Here is a 15,934-nt window from a genome sequence, read left to right as displayed (position 1 = left end):
AATGCCGGGCGCTTTTCTTAGCGGTCGTCTTTATGGTCAAGACGATCGCGCTCATCGTCCTTGCGATGATACTCACCGTCAAAGGTTTCGCCCCCGCCCGTCCCCGCGCTAAAGCCACCACCCGGCATACGATTGAAGCGCAGGTGCGGCATCAGCTTCATGGTCAGATGTTTTTGCACCGGCGGCAGCAACAGTAGCAGCCCCAGGAAATCGGTGAAAAATCCGGGAAGTAACAGCAGCAGGCCCGCAATAATCAGCGAGACGCTTTTGATCATTTCTGCCGCCGGGCTCTCGCCTGCGGCCATCTTTTGCTGCATTAACAGGAAATTTTTGAAACCCTGGTTCCGTACCAGAGACATCCCAATCACCGACGTAAAGATGACGAGAATCAGAGTCAGCAGGACGCCAAAGACGTGGGCGACCTGAATAAAAATCGAAATCTCAATATAAACATAGAGAAAAATAGCAACTAACGGTATCCAGCGCACTGGCTTCTCCTGTGTGGCAGAGGCCCTGTGGCCCCTGTCTGAACATTTTCGCGATTCGCGTCTGTTCGAAATGAGGGCGGTTAGCCAAAATTCAATCGGTTTGCACGGATATTTTTTTTGGAAACATTAAAGCGGTGACTCATTTCACAAATTGATAATTATCATGCAACAGGGTCGATAATAAGTGATCCAGATTACGGCATTTCGCTATCATCAGCATATGATCTCGGATATCTGGTCGCTCATTGGGATAATCGTCGGTCAGTAAATAGACATAACCACAGATATACTGTGTGTTTAGTGCAATCAATCGGCAGCTTGAAAAGAAGGTTCACATGTTAAACAACATTCGTATCGAAGAAGATTTGTTGGGTACCAGGGAAGTTCCAGCGGATGCCTATTACGGTATTCATACTCTGAGAGCGATTGAAAACTTCTACATCAGCAACAGCAAAATCAGTGATATCCCTGAGTTTGTACGCGGCATGGTAATGGTGAAGAAAGCGGCAGCGCTGGCAAATAAAGAGCTGCAAACCATTCCTAAAAGCGTTGCAAACGCGATCATCGCCGCCTGCGATGAGGTGCTGAACAACGGCAAGTGCATGGACCAATTCCCGGTGGACGTCTACCAGGGCGGCGCGGGCACTTCCGTTAATATGAATACTAACGAGGTACTGGCCAACATCGGCCTGGAGCTGATGGGTCACCAGAAAGGTGAGTACCAGTACCTGAATCCGAACGACCACGTTAACAAATGCCAGTCCACCAACGATGCCTACCCTACCGGCTTCCGTATTGCGGTCTACGCCTCTGTGGTGAAACTGGTGGATGCCATTAATCAACTGGGCGAAGGTTTCCAGAACAAAGCGGTCGAGTTCCAGGACATTCTGAAAATGGGTCGCACCCAGCTGCAAGACGCGGTGCCAATGACCCTCGGCCAGGAATTCCACGCATTTAACGTGCTGCTGAACGAAGAGACCAAAAACCTGATGCGCACTTCCGAGCTGCTGCTGGAAGTGAACCTGGGCGCCACCGCTATCGGTACACGCCTGAATACGCCGGATGGCTACCAGCAGCTGGCAGTACAGAAGCTGGCAGAAGTCTCCAACCTGGCGGTCAGCCCGGCAGAAGATCTGATTGAAGCCACCTCCGACTGCGGCGCCTACGTCATGGTGCATAGCGCCCTGAAGCGTCTGGCCGTTAAGCTGTCTAAAATTTGTAATGACCTGCGCCTGCTCTCTTCCGGCCCGCGTGCTGGCCTGAATGAGATCAACCTGCCAGAGCTGCAGGCTGGCTCCTCTATCATGCCGGCTAAAGTGAACCCGGTGGTGCCAGAGGTGGTTAACCAGGTCTGCTTCAAAGTGATCGGTAATGACATCACCGTTACCATGGCCTCTGAAGCAGGTCAGTTGCAGCTGAACGTAATGGAGCCGGTCATCGGCCAGGCGATGTTTGAGTCCATTCATATTCTGACCAACGCCTGTTATAACCTGCTGGAAAAATGCATTAACGGCATTACCGCCAACAAAGCGGTATGTGAAAGCTACGTCTATAACTCCATTGGCATCGTGACCTACCTCAACCCGTTCATTGGCCACCATAACGGCGATATCGTCGGTAAGATTTGTGCTGAAACAGGTAAGAGCGTGCGAGAGGTCGTACTTGAGCGTGGCTTGCTGACAGAAGCCGAACTGGATGATATCTTCTCGGCGCAAAACTTAATGCACCCGGCCTACAAAGCGAAAAGATATACTGATGAAAGTGAACAATAACAGTTCAGGTTAAAATTCATGAAGGCACGTCAATTGACGTGCCTTTTTTCTTTTTGGGGTTTACCAAACCACAACAATTCAATATCAACTTGTTAATAAACAAGGAAGGCACCTATGTTTGGAGCAGAACTCGTCATCGTGCTGTTGGCGATATACCTTGGCGCAAGGCTTGGAGGGATCGGTATCGGTTTCGCCGGTGGGCTCGGCGTCCTTGTTCTTACCCTCATTTTTCAAATCAAACCCGGCGCAATTCCCTTTGACGTCATCGAAATCATCATGGCCGTTATCGCCGCCATTGCTGCCATGCAGGTGGCCGGTGGGATGGACTACCTGGTGAGCCTCGCCGAGCGTATGCTGCGCCGCCATCCAAAATACATTACCTTCCTGGCACCGCTGGTCACCTGGTTTATGACCATTCTCGCCGGCACGGGCCATACCGCTTTTTCCACCCTGCCCGTTATTACCGAAGTGGCAAAAGAGCAAGGGATTCGTCCGTCTCGCCCGCTCTCCATTGCTGTGGTGGCGTCTCAGATTGCGATCACCGCATCACCCATCTCTGCTGCGGTGGTCTTCTTCGCGGGTATCCTTGAACCGATGGGCGTCAGCTATCTCACCCTGCTGGCGATCTGTATTCCGGTGACGCTGATCGCCGTGATGATCACCGCCGTCCTCTGTAACTTCCTCGGCGCCGAACTGAAAGACGATCCGGTTTACCAGGAGCGCCTGGCGAAGGGGGAAGTCAAACTGCGCGGGAGCCAGGTCTTCGAACTGAAACCGCACGCAAAACGTTCCGTACTGCTGTTCCTGATCGGGATCGTGGCGGTGATGTTCTACGCTACTGCCATCAGCGATACCGTAGGTCTGATTGAGAATCCGGTACTGCCACGTAACGAAGCGATTGTGGTCTTTATGCTGACCATCGCCACGCTTATCAGCATTACCTGTAAAATCGATACCAGCGAAGTGCTCAATGCCAGCACCTTCAAATCCGGGATGAGCGCCTGCGTATGCGTACTGGGCGTGGCCTGGCTGGGTGACACCTTTGTCAAAGCCCACATCAGTGATATCCAGACCGTAGCGGGCGATCTGTTACACAGCTATCCATGGCTGCTGGCGGTCGTTCTGTTCTTCGCCGCCACCCTGCTTTACTCCCAGGCGGCAACCACCAAAGCCCTGATGCCCGCGGCGCTGATGCTGGGCGTTACTCCGCTGACCGCTATCGCCTCTTTCGCCGCCGTGTCTGCGCTATTCGTCCTCCCGACCTATCCCACCCTGCTGGCGGCGGTAGAGATGGATGACACAGGCTCTACACGTATCGGTAAATATGTATTTAACCATGCCTTCCTCATCCCGGGTGTGGTGGCGATTTCCCTCTGCGTCATCCTCGGTTTCATCTTCGGCGGCATGCTGTTGTAAAAGGCTTTTCGCTGTAAAAATCATTAAAGTCGGGCCGCTTAGCGGCCCGATTCATTAATTCTCCACTGCCCGGCATGCTATAGTGGTTTTTTTCGCGATAACGAGGTCGACCTGTGAACATGTCTGACGCTGTTGTTGTTCTCTGCACCGCACCCGATGAAGCCACTGCCCAGGATCTGGCCGCTAAAGTCCTGGCTGAAAAGCTTGCCGCCTGCGTGACTATTCTGCCTGGCGCCACCTCGCTCTATTACTGGGAGGGCAAGCTGGAGCAGGAGTATGAAGTGCAGATGCTGCTGAAATCCCGAGTCTCACTCCAGCAGGCGCTCCTCGATTGTCTTAAGTCTCACCACCCTTACCAGACCCCGGAGTTACTGGTGTTGCCAGTCTCCCACGGTGATAACGATTATCTATCATGGCTCAACGCTTCCTTACGCTGATCCTGCTGCTGTGCAGCACCTCAGTTTTTGCCGGGTTGTTTGATGCACCCGGCCGTTCAAACTTCGTTCCTGCCGACCAGGCGTTCGTTTTTGATTTTCAGCAAAATCAACATGAACTGAACCTGAACTGGAGTGTGAAGCCGGGGTTTTACCTCTATCGCAAACAGATCAGCATCACCCCTGCTCAGGCCACTGTCGGTGCGCCAACGCTGCCCGCAGGGGAGTGGCATGAAGATGAATTTTACGGCAAAAGTGAGATCTACCGGCAACAGCTCACCGTACCGGTGACCATTAACCAGGCCGGGAAAGGGGCGACCCTCACCGTCACCTACCAGGGCTGTGCCGATGCCGGTTTGTGTTATCCACCCGAAACCAAAGTGGTGCCGCTGAGTGAGGTGCAAGCTGCCGCCTTAGCGCCTTCCGCACCTGCCACAAATGCGCCTGACCCCGCGCCGAAAAGCGAGCTGCCCTTCTCCGCGCTGTGGGCGCTGCTGATCGGCATTGGCATCGCCTTTACGCCCTGCGTATTGCCGATGTATCCGCTTATTTCGGGCATTGTCCTTGGCGGTGAAACGCGTCTCTCCACGGGCCGGGCATTACTGCTGGCATTTATCTACGTGCAGGGGATGGCCCTGACGTATACTGCCCTTGGTCTGGTCGTGGCTGCAGCGGGATTGCAGTTCCAGGCTGCGCTTCAGCATCCGTACGTTCTGATCGGCCTCTCGGTGCTCTTTACTTTGCTGGCGCTGTCGATGTTTGGTCTCTTCAGCCTGCAATTGCCTTCATCGCTACAAACCCGCTTAACGTTAATGAGCAATCGCCAGCAGGGCGGCTCAGCGGGAGGCGTTTTTGCCATGGGCGCTATCGCCGGGCTCATCTGCTCCCCCTGCACGACCGCCCCGCTGAGCGCGATTCTGCTCTATATCGCCCAGAGCGGTAATTTGTGGCTCGGTGGCGGCACGCTCTATCTCTACGCGCTGGGTATGGGATTGCCGCTGATCCTGGTGACCCTGTTCGGTAACCGACTATTACCTAAAAACGGTCCCTGGATGACGCAGGTGAAAACCGCGTTCGGGTTTGTGATCCTGGCGCTGCCGGTTTTCCTGCTGGAGCGCGTTGTCGGCGACGCCTGGGGATTACGTCTCTGGTCGATGCTCGGCGTCGCCTTCTTCTTGTGGGCCTTTATTACCAGTTTGTCAGCAAAACAAGCATGGATGCGCGTAGTGCAAATCCTCCTTCTGGCCGCCGCGCTGGTAAGCGTACGTCCTCTGCAGGATTGGGCATTTGGCGTCAACGTGACGCAATCTCAGGCCCACCTTAACTTCACGCCAGTACGCAATGTAGATGAGCTGCAACGCGCGCTGGCACAGGCCAACGGTAAACCGGTCATGCTCGATCTCTATGCAGACTGGTGCGTGGCTTGCAAAGAGTTCGAAAAATACACCTTTAGCGATCCGCAGGTGCAAAATGCGCTAAAAGAGACGGTTCTGCTTCAGGCAAACGTGACGGCCAATAACGCAGAAGATAAGGCCCTGCTGAAGAGATTAAACGTGCTGGGCCTGCCGACGATTCTGTTCTTTAACGGAGAGGGCGAGGAGCAGGCGGCCCAGAGAGTGACCGGGTTTATGGATGCCACGGCTTTCAGCGCACATTTGCGCGATCGACAACCGTAAACGACACTGTAGACGGGACGTTCGACGGTATGCAGAGGAGATAATCATGCAACGCGAAGATGTTTTGGGAGAAACCCTGCAATTACTTGAGATCCAGGGAATAGCCAGCACGACGCTGGAGATGGTCGCCGAACGGGTGGATTATCCGCTGGATGAGCTGATGCGCTTCTGGCCTGATAAAGAGGCGTTGCTATACGATGCGCTGCGCTATCTTAGCCAGCAGGTCGATACCTGGCGCACGCAATTGCGGCTCAACGACGAGCTCAGCGCCGAGCAAAAATTGCTGGCGCGCTATAACGCGCTCGCTGAGTGCGTGCGTAATCACCGCTATCCCGGCTGTCTGTTTATTGCCGCCTGTACCTTCTTCCCGGATCCAGACCACCCTATCCATCAGTTGGCCGATCAGCAAAAGCGCGCTTCCCATGATTTTACTCATGAGCTGCTTACCACCCTGGAAGTGGACGATCCGGCGATGGTCGCAAAGCAGATGGATTTGGTGCTGGAGGGGTGCCTGAGCCGTATGATTGTCAACCGTAGCCAGGCCGATGTCGATACCGCACAACGCCTGGCAGAGGATATCCTGCACTTTGCTCAGTGCCGCAAAGGCGGGGCGCTCACTTAAGCCAGTATTCCCGCCCAGGCTGAAATAAACAGGCACAATGCCATCAGCCGCTGAAAGCGCACCATCGCAACGGTGGTGCGAAAGAGACGGGTCACCGCCTTTCCCAGCCATGCCCAGCACATCAGGCAGGCGATAGAAATCAGTAAAAACCAGAAGGCCATGAGCGCCACATCGTGCAACCCATTCCGCCCGGCCGGGGCAAAAAGCGTGACCACCGCCAGCGCCATCATCCAGGTTTTGGGATTCACCACCTGCAGCAGCGCAGCCGCTCGCGGGGTAAACCGCACAGGCGAGCGTCCGGAAATATCAGTCGCCGGCGCGCGAAACAACTGCCAGCTCATCCAGCTTAGCCAGAGCACCCCGGCCCAGCTCATCAGCTGTCGTATCAGCGGAGACTGACGCAGGATCTCCCCGGCACCGGCACCGGAGATCAGGACAATCGCGCTGGCCGCAGCGCAGGCGCTCACCAACGCAGGAAGCGTGGATTTAACGCCATGTTGCTGGCTATGCGTAAACACAAGAATATTAGTCGGCCCGGGGGTAATCGAGGCGACGAACGCAAATAGCAGAAATGGCATCAAATTCACAGGTGGCTCCTTATTATAGAGCTCTGACTGTGCCGCTATTTTTTAGAAAGATCTGGAAGGTTTGTGCACAAACGCCGGTAGTGGGCAGGCGTGATGCGATAGGCTCGCTGGAACCAGCGTCCCAGATGACTTTGATCGGAAAAGCCCAGCGCCGCGGCCACATCAACCGGCTGCTCGCCTTGTGCCAGACGCTGACGCGCTTTCGCCAGACGCAGCTGGATAAGCCAGGCGTGTGGGGCCAGGTGGAACTCGCGTTTAAAGCTGCGCGTAAGAGTAAAACGGTCAGTGCCTGTCTCACGTGCAAGATCGGTTAAACCGATATTTTCGCCCATATGCGCGAAGAGATAATCTCTTGCCCGGTGAGCGATGGCGGCACTTTGTATCTGGGAAGGGACTTTTTTAAGCCAGTGGCAGTGGGCGGTGATTTGTGCCAGCAGGGTATCCATGCTGCTCTGCTGCACGATTTTCATCTCATCGTTATGCAGGCTCGAGAACGTTTCACCGATGGCGAGCGCCAGATGTGGCTCGCGCGTCAGCGTCTGCGGAAAGTGCAGCGAATAGCTGCCAGGCGTAGATTCATACAACCCCTGTAGGGTGTTAGTCAGCCATCGTTCATCCAGATAAAAGGTCAGGTAGGTAAAGCCGCCTTCTACGGGCGCATCGCCGTCGTGGATCTCCCCCGGCTCCAGCAGAAACGCATCGCCCGGACGGCTATGATAACGCTCGCGACGGCAGTGAAACTGCTGCGTGCCGGAGAGAGTAATCCCCACCAGATAACTGTCGTGCCAGTGCGGATCGAAGGCGTGTCCTTCAAAGTGCGCCTTAATCGTTTCGATACCCGTTTCTGCATGCTGACGTAGCTCAAGCCAGTCTTTCGCCATACTTCCCCCTCTTTCACCGCCAGCATTGCCTGGCCTTGCGCGCCTGTCTGGAAGATTTGTGCAAATGCGACGCGCAAACCGCCAGATTGCCGTAATCTTAAGCAGTTGAACAGCTTTTCCCGAAATAGGGTTGACGGCGTTACGCGATTGCGGTTTAATGCGCCCCGTTGCCCGGATAGCTCAGTCGGTAGAGCAGGGGATTGAAAATCCCCGTGTCCTTGGTTCGATTCCGAGTCCGGGCACCACTATTTAGAAGAACCCGCCTATGGCGGGTTTTTTGCTTTCTGAAAGCGGACTCTCCCCTTCGGAACCAGTGCGACAGGCACGCGATTCCACGCTTTCTACATAAGTCCCTGGCAAGCCATCACGAAATACCCATCCTCCCCTCATTCTGCGCTTGCTATAATTCAGCCACACTCACCCGCAGGCTTCCTTATGAATACATACCGTCTAACGCGCGACTGGCGATTGCCCACGGCAGGGTTGCTGGCCTTGATAGTCCTCTTTGCTGGCTTCACGCTGCACACTCACTGGAACGGCTTTATCCAGTGGTGCCTCGCCACCCAAATCACGCTGCATCGTTATCTGGTGATGTATCTGCTGCAACTGAATAACCATCAGTTCAGCGGCGGGCTATGGCTACTGACGGGGGCCTTTTTTTATGGCGTGCTGCACGCTATCGGCCCGGGGCATGGCAAATTTATCGTCACCACCTGGCTCAGCATCAATACCGAGAGCCAGCGGGCATCTCGCGTGGTGCCGTTTCTCGGGAGCCTGATGCAGGGCGTCAGCGCCATTCTGTTTGTGTTCATCCTCGCCGTCGGCCTGAATATGGCGTCTGGCGATCTGAGCACCAGCCGCTGGTACGTCGAGAAAATCAGCGCCGTGATGATCGGTTCATTCGGTGCCTTCATCATCTATCAGGCGCTAAAAAGCCTGCGGCCCCGCAAAATGACCCTCTTTGCCATCAAACCGCTGCACGAACACAGTGACCAGTGCGGATGCGGCCATCACGGCGTAGGGGCCGGGATGACGCAAGGCGACTGGAAAACGCGTCTGGGTGTGATTCTGGCGATTGGTGCGCGGCCCTGCAGCGGCGCCATCATGATTTTACTGTTCTCGAATGCGCTGGGGATTGTCAGTTGGGGAATGGCGGCGGTCATGACCATGTCGCTTGGTACCGCGTTATCCATTATGGGCCTGTCCCTCGCGGTACGTTATGCCCGTGAGCGCACCGTGGCGCTGTTTGATAGCCCTGCGTCGTTGCGCTGGCTGGCGCCCGCAGCCAGGATAGCCGGAGGCGTGGTGCTTATTCTGTTTGCCGTCGTGCTCTTTTTAACGGTGATCCCCATCAGCGCGGACGGCGACTTTATCGCCGCTGGCTGCTAATAAAAAACCCGGCTTGCGCCGGGTTTTTTATTACTCATTAATTCTCGGATGTTGATCAACAAGGCGAGAACGTTTTTTCTGTAACGCCTCGATTTCGGCGTCAATATCTTCAATCTTCTGCTCGACGTTATCGTAATGTTCGCGCAGGATCTCTTTCGCTTCCGCAATATCCGATGCCGCCGGTGTCGCGCCTTTCAGAGGACGGTTCGCCGTCTCCTTCATGGTCAGACCGGTCGCCAGACCAATGACCGCAATCACCATCAGGTAGTAGGCAGGCATCATCAGGTTCTGCGTGCTCTCTACCAGCGAGGCCGCCAGGGTCGGCGTCAGGCCGGCAATCAGCACTGAAATGTTAAACGCTGCCGCCAGTGCGCTATAACGAATATGCGTCGGGAACATCGCCGGCAGAGTGGATGCCATCACGCCAATAAAGCAGTTCAGGATCACCGCCAGCATCAGCAGACCGGCGAAAATCAGCCCCAGCACGTTACTGTTGATCAGGATAAAGGCCGGAATCGAGAGCGCGAACAGAGCAACGCTGCCGAGAATAATGAACGGTCGACGACCGAAACGGTCACTCAGCAGGCCCATAATCGGCTGCACAAACAACATCCCCACCATGATGGCGATGATAATGAGTACGCCGTGATCTTCCGAGTAGTGCAGGTTATGCGACAGATAGCTCGGCATGTAGGTCAACAGCATGTAGTAGGTCACGTTGGTGGAGATCACCAGACCAATACAGGTCAGCAGGCTACGCCAGTGTTTAGTGGCAATCTCTTTAAACGAGACTTTAGGCCCTTCCTGCAATCCTTCGCGATCGCCCTGCTCCAGCTTTTCGACATGCTGCTGGAAAGCCGGAGTCTCTTCAAGCGCGTGACGCAGATAGAGACCAATCACCCCGAGCGGCAGCGCCAGGAAGAACGGGATACGCCAGCCCCACTCCAGGAAGTTCGCTTCACCCACCACGGTGGAAATCAGGACCACGACACCCGCACCCAGCACAAAGCCTGCGATGGAGCCAAAGTCCAGCCAGCTTCCCATAAAACCACGCTTACGGTCCGGCGAATACTCAGCCACAAAGATTGACGCGCCGGTGTACTCACCACCGACCGAGAAGCCCTGGGCCATCTTACACAGCAGCAGCAGGATGGGCGCCCAGATACCAATACTGGCGTACGACGGTATCAAGCCAATACAGAAGGTACTGACGGACATGATAACAATAGTAATCGCGAGTATTTTCTGGCGACCATATTTATCGCCAAGCATCCCGAAGAACAGACCACCCAGCGGGCGGATTAAGAAGGGAACGGAGAACGTACCTAACGCTGCAATCATCTGCAGGCTAGGATCGGCGCCGGGGAAGAACACTTTACCTAACGCGTAGGCCACAAAGCCATACACGCCAAAATCGAACCATTCCATTGCGTTACCGAGCGAAGCCGCGGTTATCGCTTTGCGCAATTTACCGTCGTCAATGATAGTGACGTCACGCAGGGTGATGGGTTTAACCTTTTTCCTTTTAAGCATTGCTAACCTCGTAGACTAAGCCCTGTCCTTACCACAGTGCTTTAAGAGCACCTTGTGGACCCGGGAAGCGCATCGTGCGCATTCTCCTCTTTCAAGCGTAGCAGGTTTACTTACACTGACGTTCAAAGTCAGTACAACCGAACCTGTTGACGCCTGTCTGGGCAGTTAATGACCTCCTTACCCTACCAGCGTTTATATTTGTGATCAACTTCACATATATATTTAGCGACCTTAAGCCTACGTAATGAAAGGTCAATTTTCTCAATTGAGATACGTCTCAACCCCCACCTCTTAAATATCATTCCTTAAGTTATTATTCACACGAAAACAAAAAATAAACGACATTTCTTCACATCCAATTTACAGCAATTTTAATAATCAAAAGGGCGCCGATCGGTTTCCGAAAAATATGTGATCCAGATAACTAAAACACTGTTTTATTTTCATTGAATCGCCATTCCATCGATCGCATCATAAGTCTGGTCAACAGGGTTTAAATGCTTTCAGTCGAAGGCCAAAACCCAAACCGAATTATGTTTGCTGTATGAATAACGGATTGCCAGGCGCACAAAGCCCTCAATGCGTTGAATTCATTAAATTATTGGTTTCTAACTTGTCCGCCGGCGATGCGTGATGAGATGCGAGGGTACACGATGAAAATTAAAGCCGCGATTGAGCGCATTCCCGGTGGGATGATGTTGGTTCCGCTGGTGCTGGGTGCCATTTTAAATACCTTAGCGCCTAACACCGGGGCTTATTTCGGTGGATTCACTAAAGGTATGATTACCGGTACGGTGCCGATCCTGGCGGTATGGTTCTTCTGTATCGGTGCTTCCATTAATTTACGTGCAACCGGAACGGTATTACGTAAGTCCGGCACGCTGGTACTGACTAAAATTGCCGTTGCATGGATTGTGGCGATGCTCTGCGCGATGTTCATCCCAGAGAATGGGATCCAGACGGGCTTCTTTGCGGGTCTCTCCGTACTTGCCATCGTCTCTGCCATGGACATGACCAACGGCGGTCTCTACGCCAGTCTGATGAACCAGTATGGCACCAAAGAGGAGTCCGGTGCTTTCGTTCTGATGTCGCTGGAGTCCGGCCCGCTGATGACCATGCTGATCCTCGGCTCTGCAGGTCTGGCCTCGTTTGAAGCGCACCATTTTGTTGGCGCCATCCTGCCATTCCTGATCGGTTTCGCCCTCGGTAACCTGGACCACGACCTGCGTGACTTCTTCAGCAAAGCAACGCCGGTACTGATTCCCTTCTTCGGTTTCGCCCTGGGTAACACCATCAACCTGAACGTGATCCTTCAGACCGGCCTGCTGGGTATCGTGCTGGGCGTGGCGGTGATCATCATCACCGGTATTCCGCTGATTATTGCCGACCGCGTCATTGGCGGTGGCAACGGGACTGCGGGGGTGGCGGCATCATCCGCCGCGGGCGCTGCGGTGGCTAACCCGGTCATCATCGCGCAGATTAACCCGGCCTTTGAACCGGTTGCCGCATCCGCTACCGCACTGGTTGCGGCCAGCGTGATCGTCACCGCGATTCTGGTGCCAATCATCACTGCACTGTACGCCAGACGCTTCGGTAACATCCCGGCGCCGGAAGCTGAAGAACAAAGAGTGGAATCGCTGCACCACTAAGTGACTGACCCTCTCCCACGGGAGAGGGTTTTTACTCTGCGAAGACCTCTTCTACCATGGCTTTCGCCAGTCTTGTCGCCGAACAGAGTCTCGGCATCCCCAGCGCCACGTTTTGCCAGCTTTGCGTCACCGACCAGCAGACCGGATGACGGTCCACATCACACCAGTCGCCCAGCCAGCCCAGCATATCTTTATGATCGATCAGACCCGGAGACGCCGGTGTGGCAAGCCATTGATGGTAAAAATGGCGCGTGGCTGGTGCCGCATTAATGCCCAGCGCCAGGTAGTTCGCCACCTGATTTTGCAGCTCATCTTTCAGCATGGCGCTCACGTCGGCATTGGCCAGCCGGCAGGCGTCGCCAAACGCTCCCCAGCGCAACTCTTCCAGCGCCACATAACCGCGCCCGGCCAGGGACCAGCCGTCGTAATGGCCGGCCCGCCAGCGGGTAAAGATCTGTTCGGTATGCTCACCGGCCTGCACCGTTAAGCCGCGCTGGCCTAACGCTTTGACTTTCCAGACTGCACGCTGCTGGAAATGAGAAGAGAGGGTATCGTACTGCTGCAACAAGCCTGGCGGGGGCGCATTGCGCAGACCCGTGTGCTGGCGTAATGCGTCCAGTTTCTGTGTCATGCGGGTAAGCGCAAGATGGCCGGGATCAAACATGCCCGCCAGTTTCTCTGCCAGCCCAAGCCGCAGCGCAGCATTTTCGCTGAACATTCCCGCCATCGCCCATGGACGAAGCTGAGTCTGCGTCATGATCTCCTGGGTTAAACGTTCACGAAACTGCTGTTGCTGTGGCACGAGCGGGGTTTGACGCGTGGCATCCACCCCTTGCACCAAATCGACCATAAATTTGGGATGGATACACTCCAGCGTCCGCCCGGGACCGTCCAGTAGTTGTTTTGTCATGGTTGCTCTGCCGCGAATAGAGTTTGAATATCATCGCGTAACAGTCGGGTATCTTCCTGAATCCACGTCGCGGTGGAGATACACTGTGAAAGCAGCTGAGTGAGCGACCGGGTAGCATGCTCATTCTGCTGGCGCACCGCGAGGCTATCACGCAAGCTTTCTTGTAATCCTGCAAGACATAGCGAAAATTCCGCAAAGAAAGTCGCCATGCCTGCCGTAACAGAGACATCGACCTGCGCGGCCAAAGCTTTACGGATTTGTGCACAAAACTGCTCAATATGGTGATTAATTTTGTCATGCAGCTCAGCCACGTTGATCACGTAACGGGTATGTGTCACGACGTAGTCATCCCAACCCCAGCCAGGATTATTCAGCCAGCGAGAGACCGTTTCACGCACGCTACTCGTGCCTGCCACCTGGCTCGCAGGAAGGTTCTCACGGGCAATCACGTCGTTAAACAGGCCGCGGGTATTAAAGTTAAGCTGGCTGGCCTGGAAGGCCGGGAAGCTGATCCGCGCCCGGAAACCGGCGTGGCTTAACTCTTCTTTGATACGTGTCTCAATGGGGCGCATGGCATCATTCAGCGAGCGCGCCAGGGTGGATTCAAGCTGATCGAAACGCAGAGCCAGTTCACGGCTGATACGCTCTTGCGCCGCCAGCAGAATCATTTCGCATGAGGAGCGGATTTTACTGAGCACAATCTGCGCCTGGCCTTCATCTTCCAGCACCAGTAGCTCCGCGGCTGCAGGATCATCACTACGCAAACGCAGGTCATAGCCGGTTAGATCGCGCAGATTATCGCTGCTGAAGACCTGACTTATCGCCTGCTGGATTTGCCCCTTCTGCTCGTTAATAAACCCCTCTGCCGTGCAGAGCGCCTCTTCGACTTCATGCCTCACCTCATCGCTGACCGACTCCTGACGACGCTGTAACAGGGCCATGTCCTCTTCCAGACGGGTGATATTGAGCTGTAGCTCATCAAAGGCTACCGTCAGCCCCTGATAGCGAAAATCGAGATATTCACGGGCATTTTGCGCGTAGTTTAATAACTTATGCGATGCAGAACGCAGGGCATACAGCGAAGCATTAGCATAAGCGGCATAAATCAGCTTGCGGATCGGCTGTTCAAACAGGGAATCTTCCCACAGCAGATCGGCAGAGTGACGAACATGCTCAATGTCGTCGAGATCGGCGGTGCGCCAGCGGCGGCCAAGCGCCGCTTCGGCAAAATCCTGTACCCAGCGCTGGCTCTGGTGATCCGGCAATTTACCGCGTTGATCCAGTTCGTGACGCGCACGGTTTGCCAGATATCCCCACATGGAAGAGACCGGGTAAATCTGCCCCGGAGAGATATACCCTTTCATCAGGGTGCCGGAGATCATTGCCCGCACCTGCTCTTCGTCATCGCTATTACGATCTTTCTGATCGAATTTATTGACCAGCGCATAGAGCGGCACTGATCTCCCTGCCGCCGAAATGGCCTGACGCACCTCTTCGTCGGAGATCGACTTAAGTTGGGTGTAATCCATCACCGCCAGCACCGCCGAGGCGCGGGAGATCTGTTCTGCCAGCATCTTCTGCAGATGCGGTTGCCCGGCCTCGTTCGGCCCGGGGGTATCAAGAAGTGTTAAGTGTCCGAGATGCGCATCCAGCCCGGCCAGATGAACAAACTCCACCTCAATCACCGGAATGTGTTCGATAGCTGCATATTCAGAGAAGGGAAAGTCGGTTTCCAGCGCCTGGGAAAGGCGCACCAGATCATTTAAGTTTTTCAGACAATAGAAGATGGGCTGGGCGCCAAGATAACGTTTTTCAAACGCCTCCCCTTTTTCAATACGCCCCAGCAGGGCATTCATGTCTTTATCAATTTCCAGCTGTTGCGCCAGCTTGCCGCGATCGCAATTACTCAGCTTTATTTGCAGTTGCTTAATTAAGGTATCGATCGGCGCGACGTGCGAAAAGTTCAGCACTGGCTCCTTCTGGCCCGGCGTATGACGAATAAGCGTGGGGAGGGCCGTCATCGGGCGGTTGCGGTTTGGCAACACCTCCGTACCGACGATGGCATTGATGGTGGTCGATTTCCCGGCCTTCATGGTGCCAACAATCGCCAGCACCATCTCCAGCCGGGTAATTTTGCGCAGTTCATTGTTCAGCATCGACTGCTGGGCGTCTAAACCCCGGGCGCTGAAATGCAGCGGCAAGACATTATTGCTTTCACCCGTCAACGCCGTGGTAGTACTGTCCATTATCGCGACAGGCATCGCTTTTAAGGTTTCAAGGTTTTGCAAAGAGAGTTGCAGTAGCCGTTCCGCTTCCTGGCTCAATTCAAATATTGTTTGTGTGTGCATGCAATAACTTCCCTTAACGCAAATTTCTTAATTTTATTAAACCGAATAATTTTAATAATGAAGGATCGGTTTTATTGATTACATGTGGAAAATATCCCCACTAAAATATAAGCGATTGATGCTGTTGAAATTTTATATTTAAAAAATGCATTAACAACGGAGCGAGCCCCTCGGTCAGGGAAACCGAAAGAGTAAGAGCGTAGCTCAAATTTAAGAAAGGTCAGGATAT

The 15,934-nt window shown here is 54.3% G+C and carries 13 protein-coding genes and 1 tRNA gene; 8 read left to right on the top strand and 6 right to left on the bottom strand.

What is annotated here, in order from left to right:
- Positions 1 to 17: 17 nt before the first annotated feature.
- Positions 18 to 488 carry an FxsA family protein gene (locus tag B2Q93_RS18890; protein WP_040077540.1) on the bottom strand — a complete coding sequence of 157 codons (471 nt, stop codon included), beginning with the start codon at positions 486 to 488 and terminating at the stop codon, positions 18 to 20.
- Positions 489 to 823: 335 nt separating this feature from the next.
- Between B2Q93_RS18890 and aspA the strand changes: the two genes are divergently transcribed.
- The 5 genes from aspA to B2Q93_RS18865 all read left to right on the top strand — a co-directional run bounded on the left by aspA (position 824) and on the right by B2Q93_RS18865 (position 6,408).
- Positions 824 to 2,260 carry an aspartate ammonia-lyase gene (gene aspA / locus B2Q93_RS18885; RefSeq protein ID WP_040077541.1) on the top strand — a complete coding sequence of 479 codons (1,437 nt, stop codon included), beginning with the start codon at positions 824 to 826 and terminating at the stop codon, positions 2,258 to 2,260.
- Between the two features lie 114 nt (positions 2,261 to 2,374).
- Positions 2,375 to 3,676: an anaerobic C4-dicarboxylate transporter gene (locus B2Q93_RS18880; RefSeq protein WP_207292846.1), complete on the top strand. Its 1,302-nt coding sequence runs from the start codon at positions 2,375 to 2,377 to the stop codon at positions 3,674 to 3,676.
- Positions 3,677 to 3,789: 113 nt separating this feature from the next.
- Positions 3,790 to 4,113, top strand: coding sequence for a divalent cation tolerance protein CutA (cutA, locus tag B2Q93_RS18875; protein WP_172657815.1), 324 nt, complete (start codon positions 3,790 to 3,792; stop codon positions 4,111 to 4,113).
- Positions 4,089 to 5,786 carry a protein-disulfide reductase DsbD gene (locus tag B2Q93_RS18870; protein ID WP_286934066.1) on the top strand — a complete coding sequence of 566 codons (1,698 nt, stop codon included), beginning with the start codon at positions 4,089 to 4,091 and terminating at the stop codon, positions 5,784 to 5,786. The genes cutA and B2Q93_RS18870 overlap by 25 nt, the downstream gene beginning before the upstream one ends.
- Positions 5,787 to 5,832: 46 nt before the next feature.
- Complete coding sequence (locus B2Q93_RS18865; RefSeq protein ID WP_286934065.1) at positions 5,833 to 6,408, top strand: transcriptional regulator; 576 nt, start codon at positions 5,833 to 5,835, stop codon at positions 6,406 to 6,408.
- Here B2Q93_RS18865 and B2Q93_RS18860 read toward each other — a convergent pair.
- Positions 6,405 to 6,995, bottom strand: a complete 591-nt coding sequence (locus tag B2Q93_RS18860; protein WP_040077546.1) for a LysE family translocator — start codon at positions 6,993 to 6,995, stop codon at positions 6,405 to 6,407. The two genes, B2Q93_RS18865 and B2Q93_RS18860, sit on opposite strands and share 4 nt — an antisense overlap.
- A 35-nt stretch (positions 6,996 to 7,030) precedes the next feature.
- Positions 7,031 to 7,876 carry an AraC family transcriptional regulator gene (locus B2Q93_RS18855; RefSeq protein WP_286934063.1) on the bottom strand — a complete coding sequence of 282 codons (846 nt, stop codon included), beginning with the start codon at positions 7,874 to 7,876 and terminating at the stop codon, positions 7,031 to 7,033.
- A 169-nt stretch (positions 7,877 to 8,045) separates the two neighbouring features.
- On the opposite strand from B2Q93_RS18855, the gene B2Q93_RS18850 reads away from it, so the two are divergent.
- Together B2Q93_RS18850 and B2Q93_RS18845 are read left to right on the top strand one after the other, a co-directional pair.
- Positions 8,046 to 8,121, top strand: a tRNA-Phe gene (locus B2Q93_RS18850).
- 190 nt (positions 8,122 to 8,311) lie between these two features.
- The gene (locus B2Q93_RS18845) at positions 8,312 to 9,265 is read left to right on the top strand and encodes a nickel/cobalt transporter (protein ID WP_286934062.1); all 954 of its coding nucleotides are present in this window, start codon (positions 8,312 to 8,314) and stop codon (positions 9,263 to 9,265) included.
- 30 nt (positions 9,266 to 9,295) lie between these two features.
- Here B2Q93_RS18845 and proP read toward each other — a convergent pair whose 3' ends face one another.
- On the bottom strand, positions 9,296 to 10,798 hold the full coding sequence (gene proP, locus B2Q93_RS18840) for a glycine betaine/L-proline transporter ProP (RefSeq protein WP_046885497.1): 1,503 nt from the start codon (positions 10,796 to 10,798) through the stop codon (positions 9,296 to 9,298).
- 653 nt (positions 10,799 to 11,451) lie between these two features.
- On the opposite strand from proP, the gene kdgT reads away from it, so the two are divergent.
- Positions 11,452 to 12,447, top strand: coding sequence for a 2-keto-3-deoxygluconate transporter (kdgT, locus tag B2Q93_RS18835; RefSeq protein WP_040077550.1), 996 nt, complete (start codon positions 11,452 to 11,454; stop codon positions 12,445 to 12,447).
- Between the two features lie 31 nt (positions 12,448 to 12,478).
- Here the strand turns inward: kdgT and B2Q93_RS18830 are convergent, their stop codons facing one another.
- Both B2Q93_RS18830 and crfC read right to left on the bottom strand, forming a co-directional pair.
- The gene (locus B2Q93_RS18830; protein WP_046885498.1) at positions 12,479 to 13,357 is read right to left on the bottom strand and encodes a diguanylate cyclase regulator RdcB family protein; all 879 of its coding nucleotides are present in this window, start codon (positions 13,355 to 13,357) and stop codon (positions 12,479 to 12,481) included.
- Positions 13,354 to 15,705, bottom strand: a complete 2,352-nt coding sequence (gene crfC / locus B2Q93_RS18825; protein ID WP_212478526.1) for a clamp-binding protein CrfC — start codon at positions 15,703 to 15,705, stop codon at positions 13,354 to 13,356. The genes B2Q93_RS18830 and crfC overlap by 4 nt, the downstream gene beginning before the upstream one ends.
- Positions 15,706 to 15,934: the final 229 nt, after the last annotated feature.

The sequence above is a fragment of the Leclercia sp. UBA5958 genome (genome assembly GCF_002430365.1).
GTDB classification, from domain to species: domain Bacteria; phylum Pseudomonadota; class Gammaproteobacteria; order Enterobacterales; family Enterobacteriaceae; genus Enterobacter; species Enterobacter pneumoniae.
Note: the sequence above shows the minus strand (reverse complement) of the source record. Positions and strands in the feature narration are given on the sequence as shown.

Excerpts from the sequence above, each read along its gene's own strand:
- aspA (WP_040077541.1), top strand. The coding sequence starts at position 824 with ATGTTAAACAACATTCGTATCGAAGAAGATTTGTTGGGTACCAGGGAA.
- B2Q93_RS18880 (WP_207292846.1), top strand. The coding sequence starts at position 2,375 with ATGTTTGGAGCAGAACTCGTCATCGTGCTGTTGGCGATATACCTTGGC.
- B2Q93_RS18870 (WP_286934066.1), top strand. The coding sequence starts at position 4,089 with ATGGCTCAACGCTTCCTTACGCTGATCCTGCTGCTGTGCAGCACCTCA.
- B2Q93_RS18865 (WP_286934065.1), top strand. The coding sequence starts at position 5,833 with ATGCAACGCGAAGATGTTTTGGGAGAAACCCTGCAATTACTTGAGATC.
- B2Q93_RS18855 (WP_286934063.1), bottom strand. The coding sequence starts at position 7,876 with ATGGCGAAAGACTGGCTTGAGCTACGTCAGCATGCAGAAACGGGTATC.
- B2Q93_RS18845 (WP_286934062.1), top strand. The coding sequence starts at position 8,312 with ATGAATACATACCGTCTAACGCGCGACTGGCGATTGCCCACGGCAGGG.
- proP (WP_046885497.1), bottom strand. The coding sequence starts at position 10,798 with ATGCTTAAAAGGAAAAAGGTTAAACCCATCACCCTGCGTGACGTCACT.
- kdgT (WP_040077550.1), top strand. The coding sequence starts at position 11,452 with ATGAAAATTAAAGCCGCGATTGAGCGCATTCCCGGTGGGATGATGTTG.
- B2Q93_RS18830 (WP_046885498.1), bottom strand. The coding sequence starts at position 13,357 with ATGACAAAACAACTACTGGACGGTCCCGGGCGGACGCTGGAGTGTATC.
- crfC (WP_212478526.1), bottom strand. The coding sequence starts at position 15,705 with ATGCACACACAAACAATATTTGAATTGAGCCAGGAAGCGGAACGGCTA.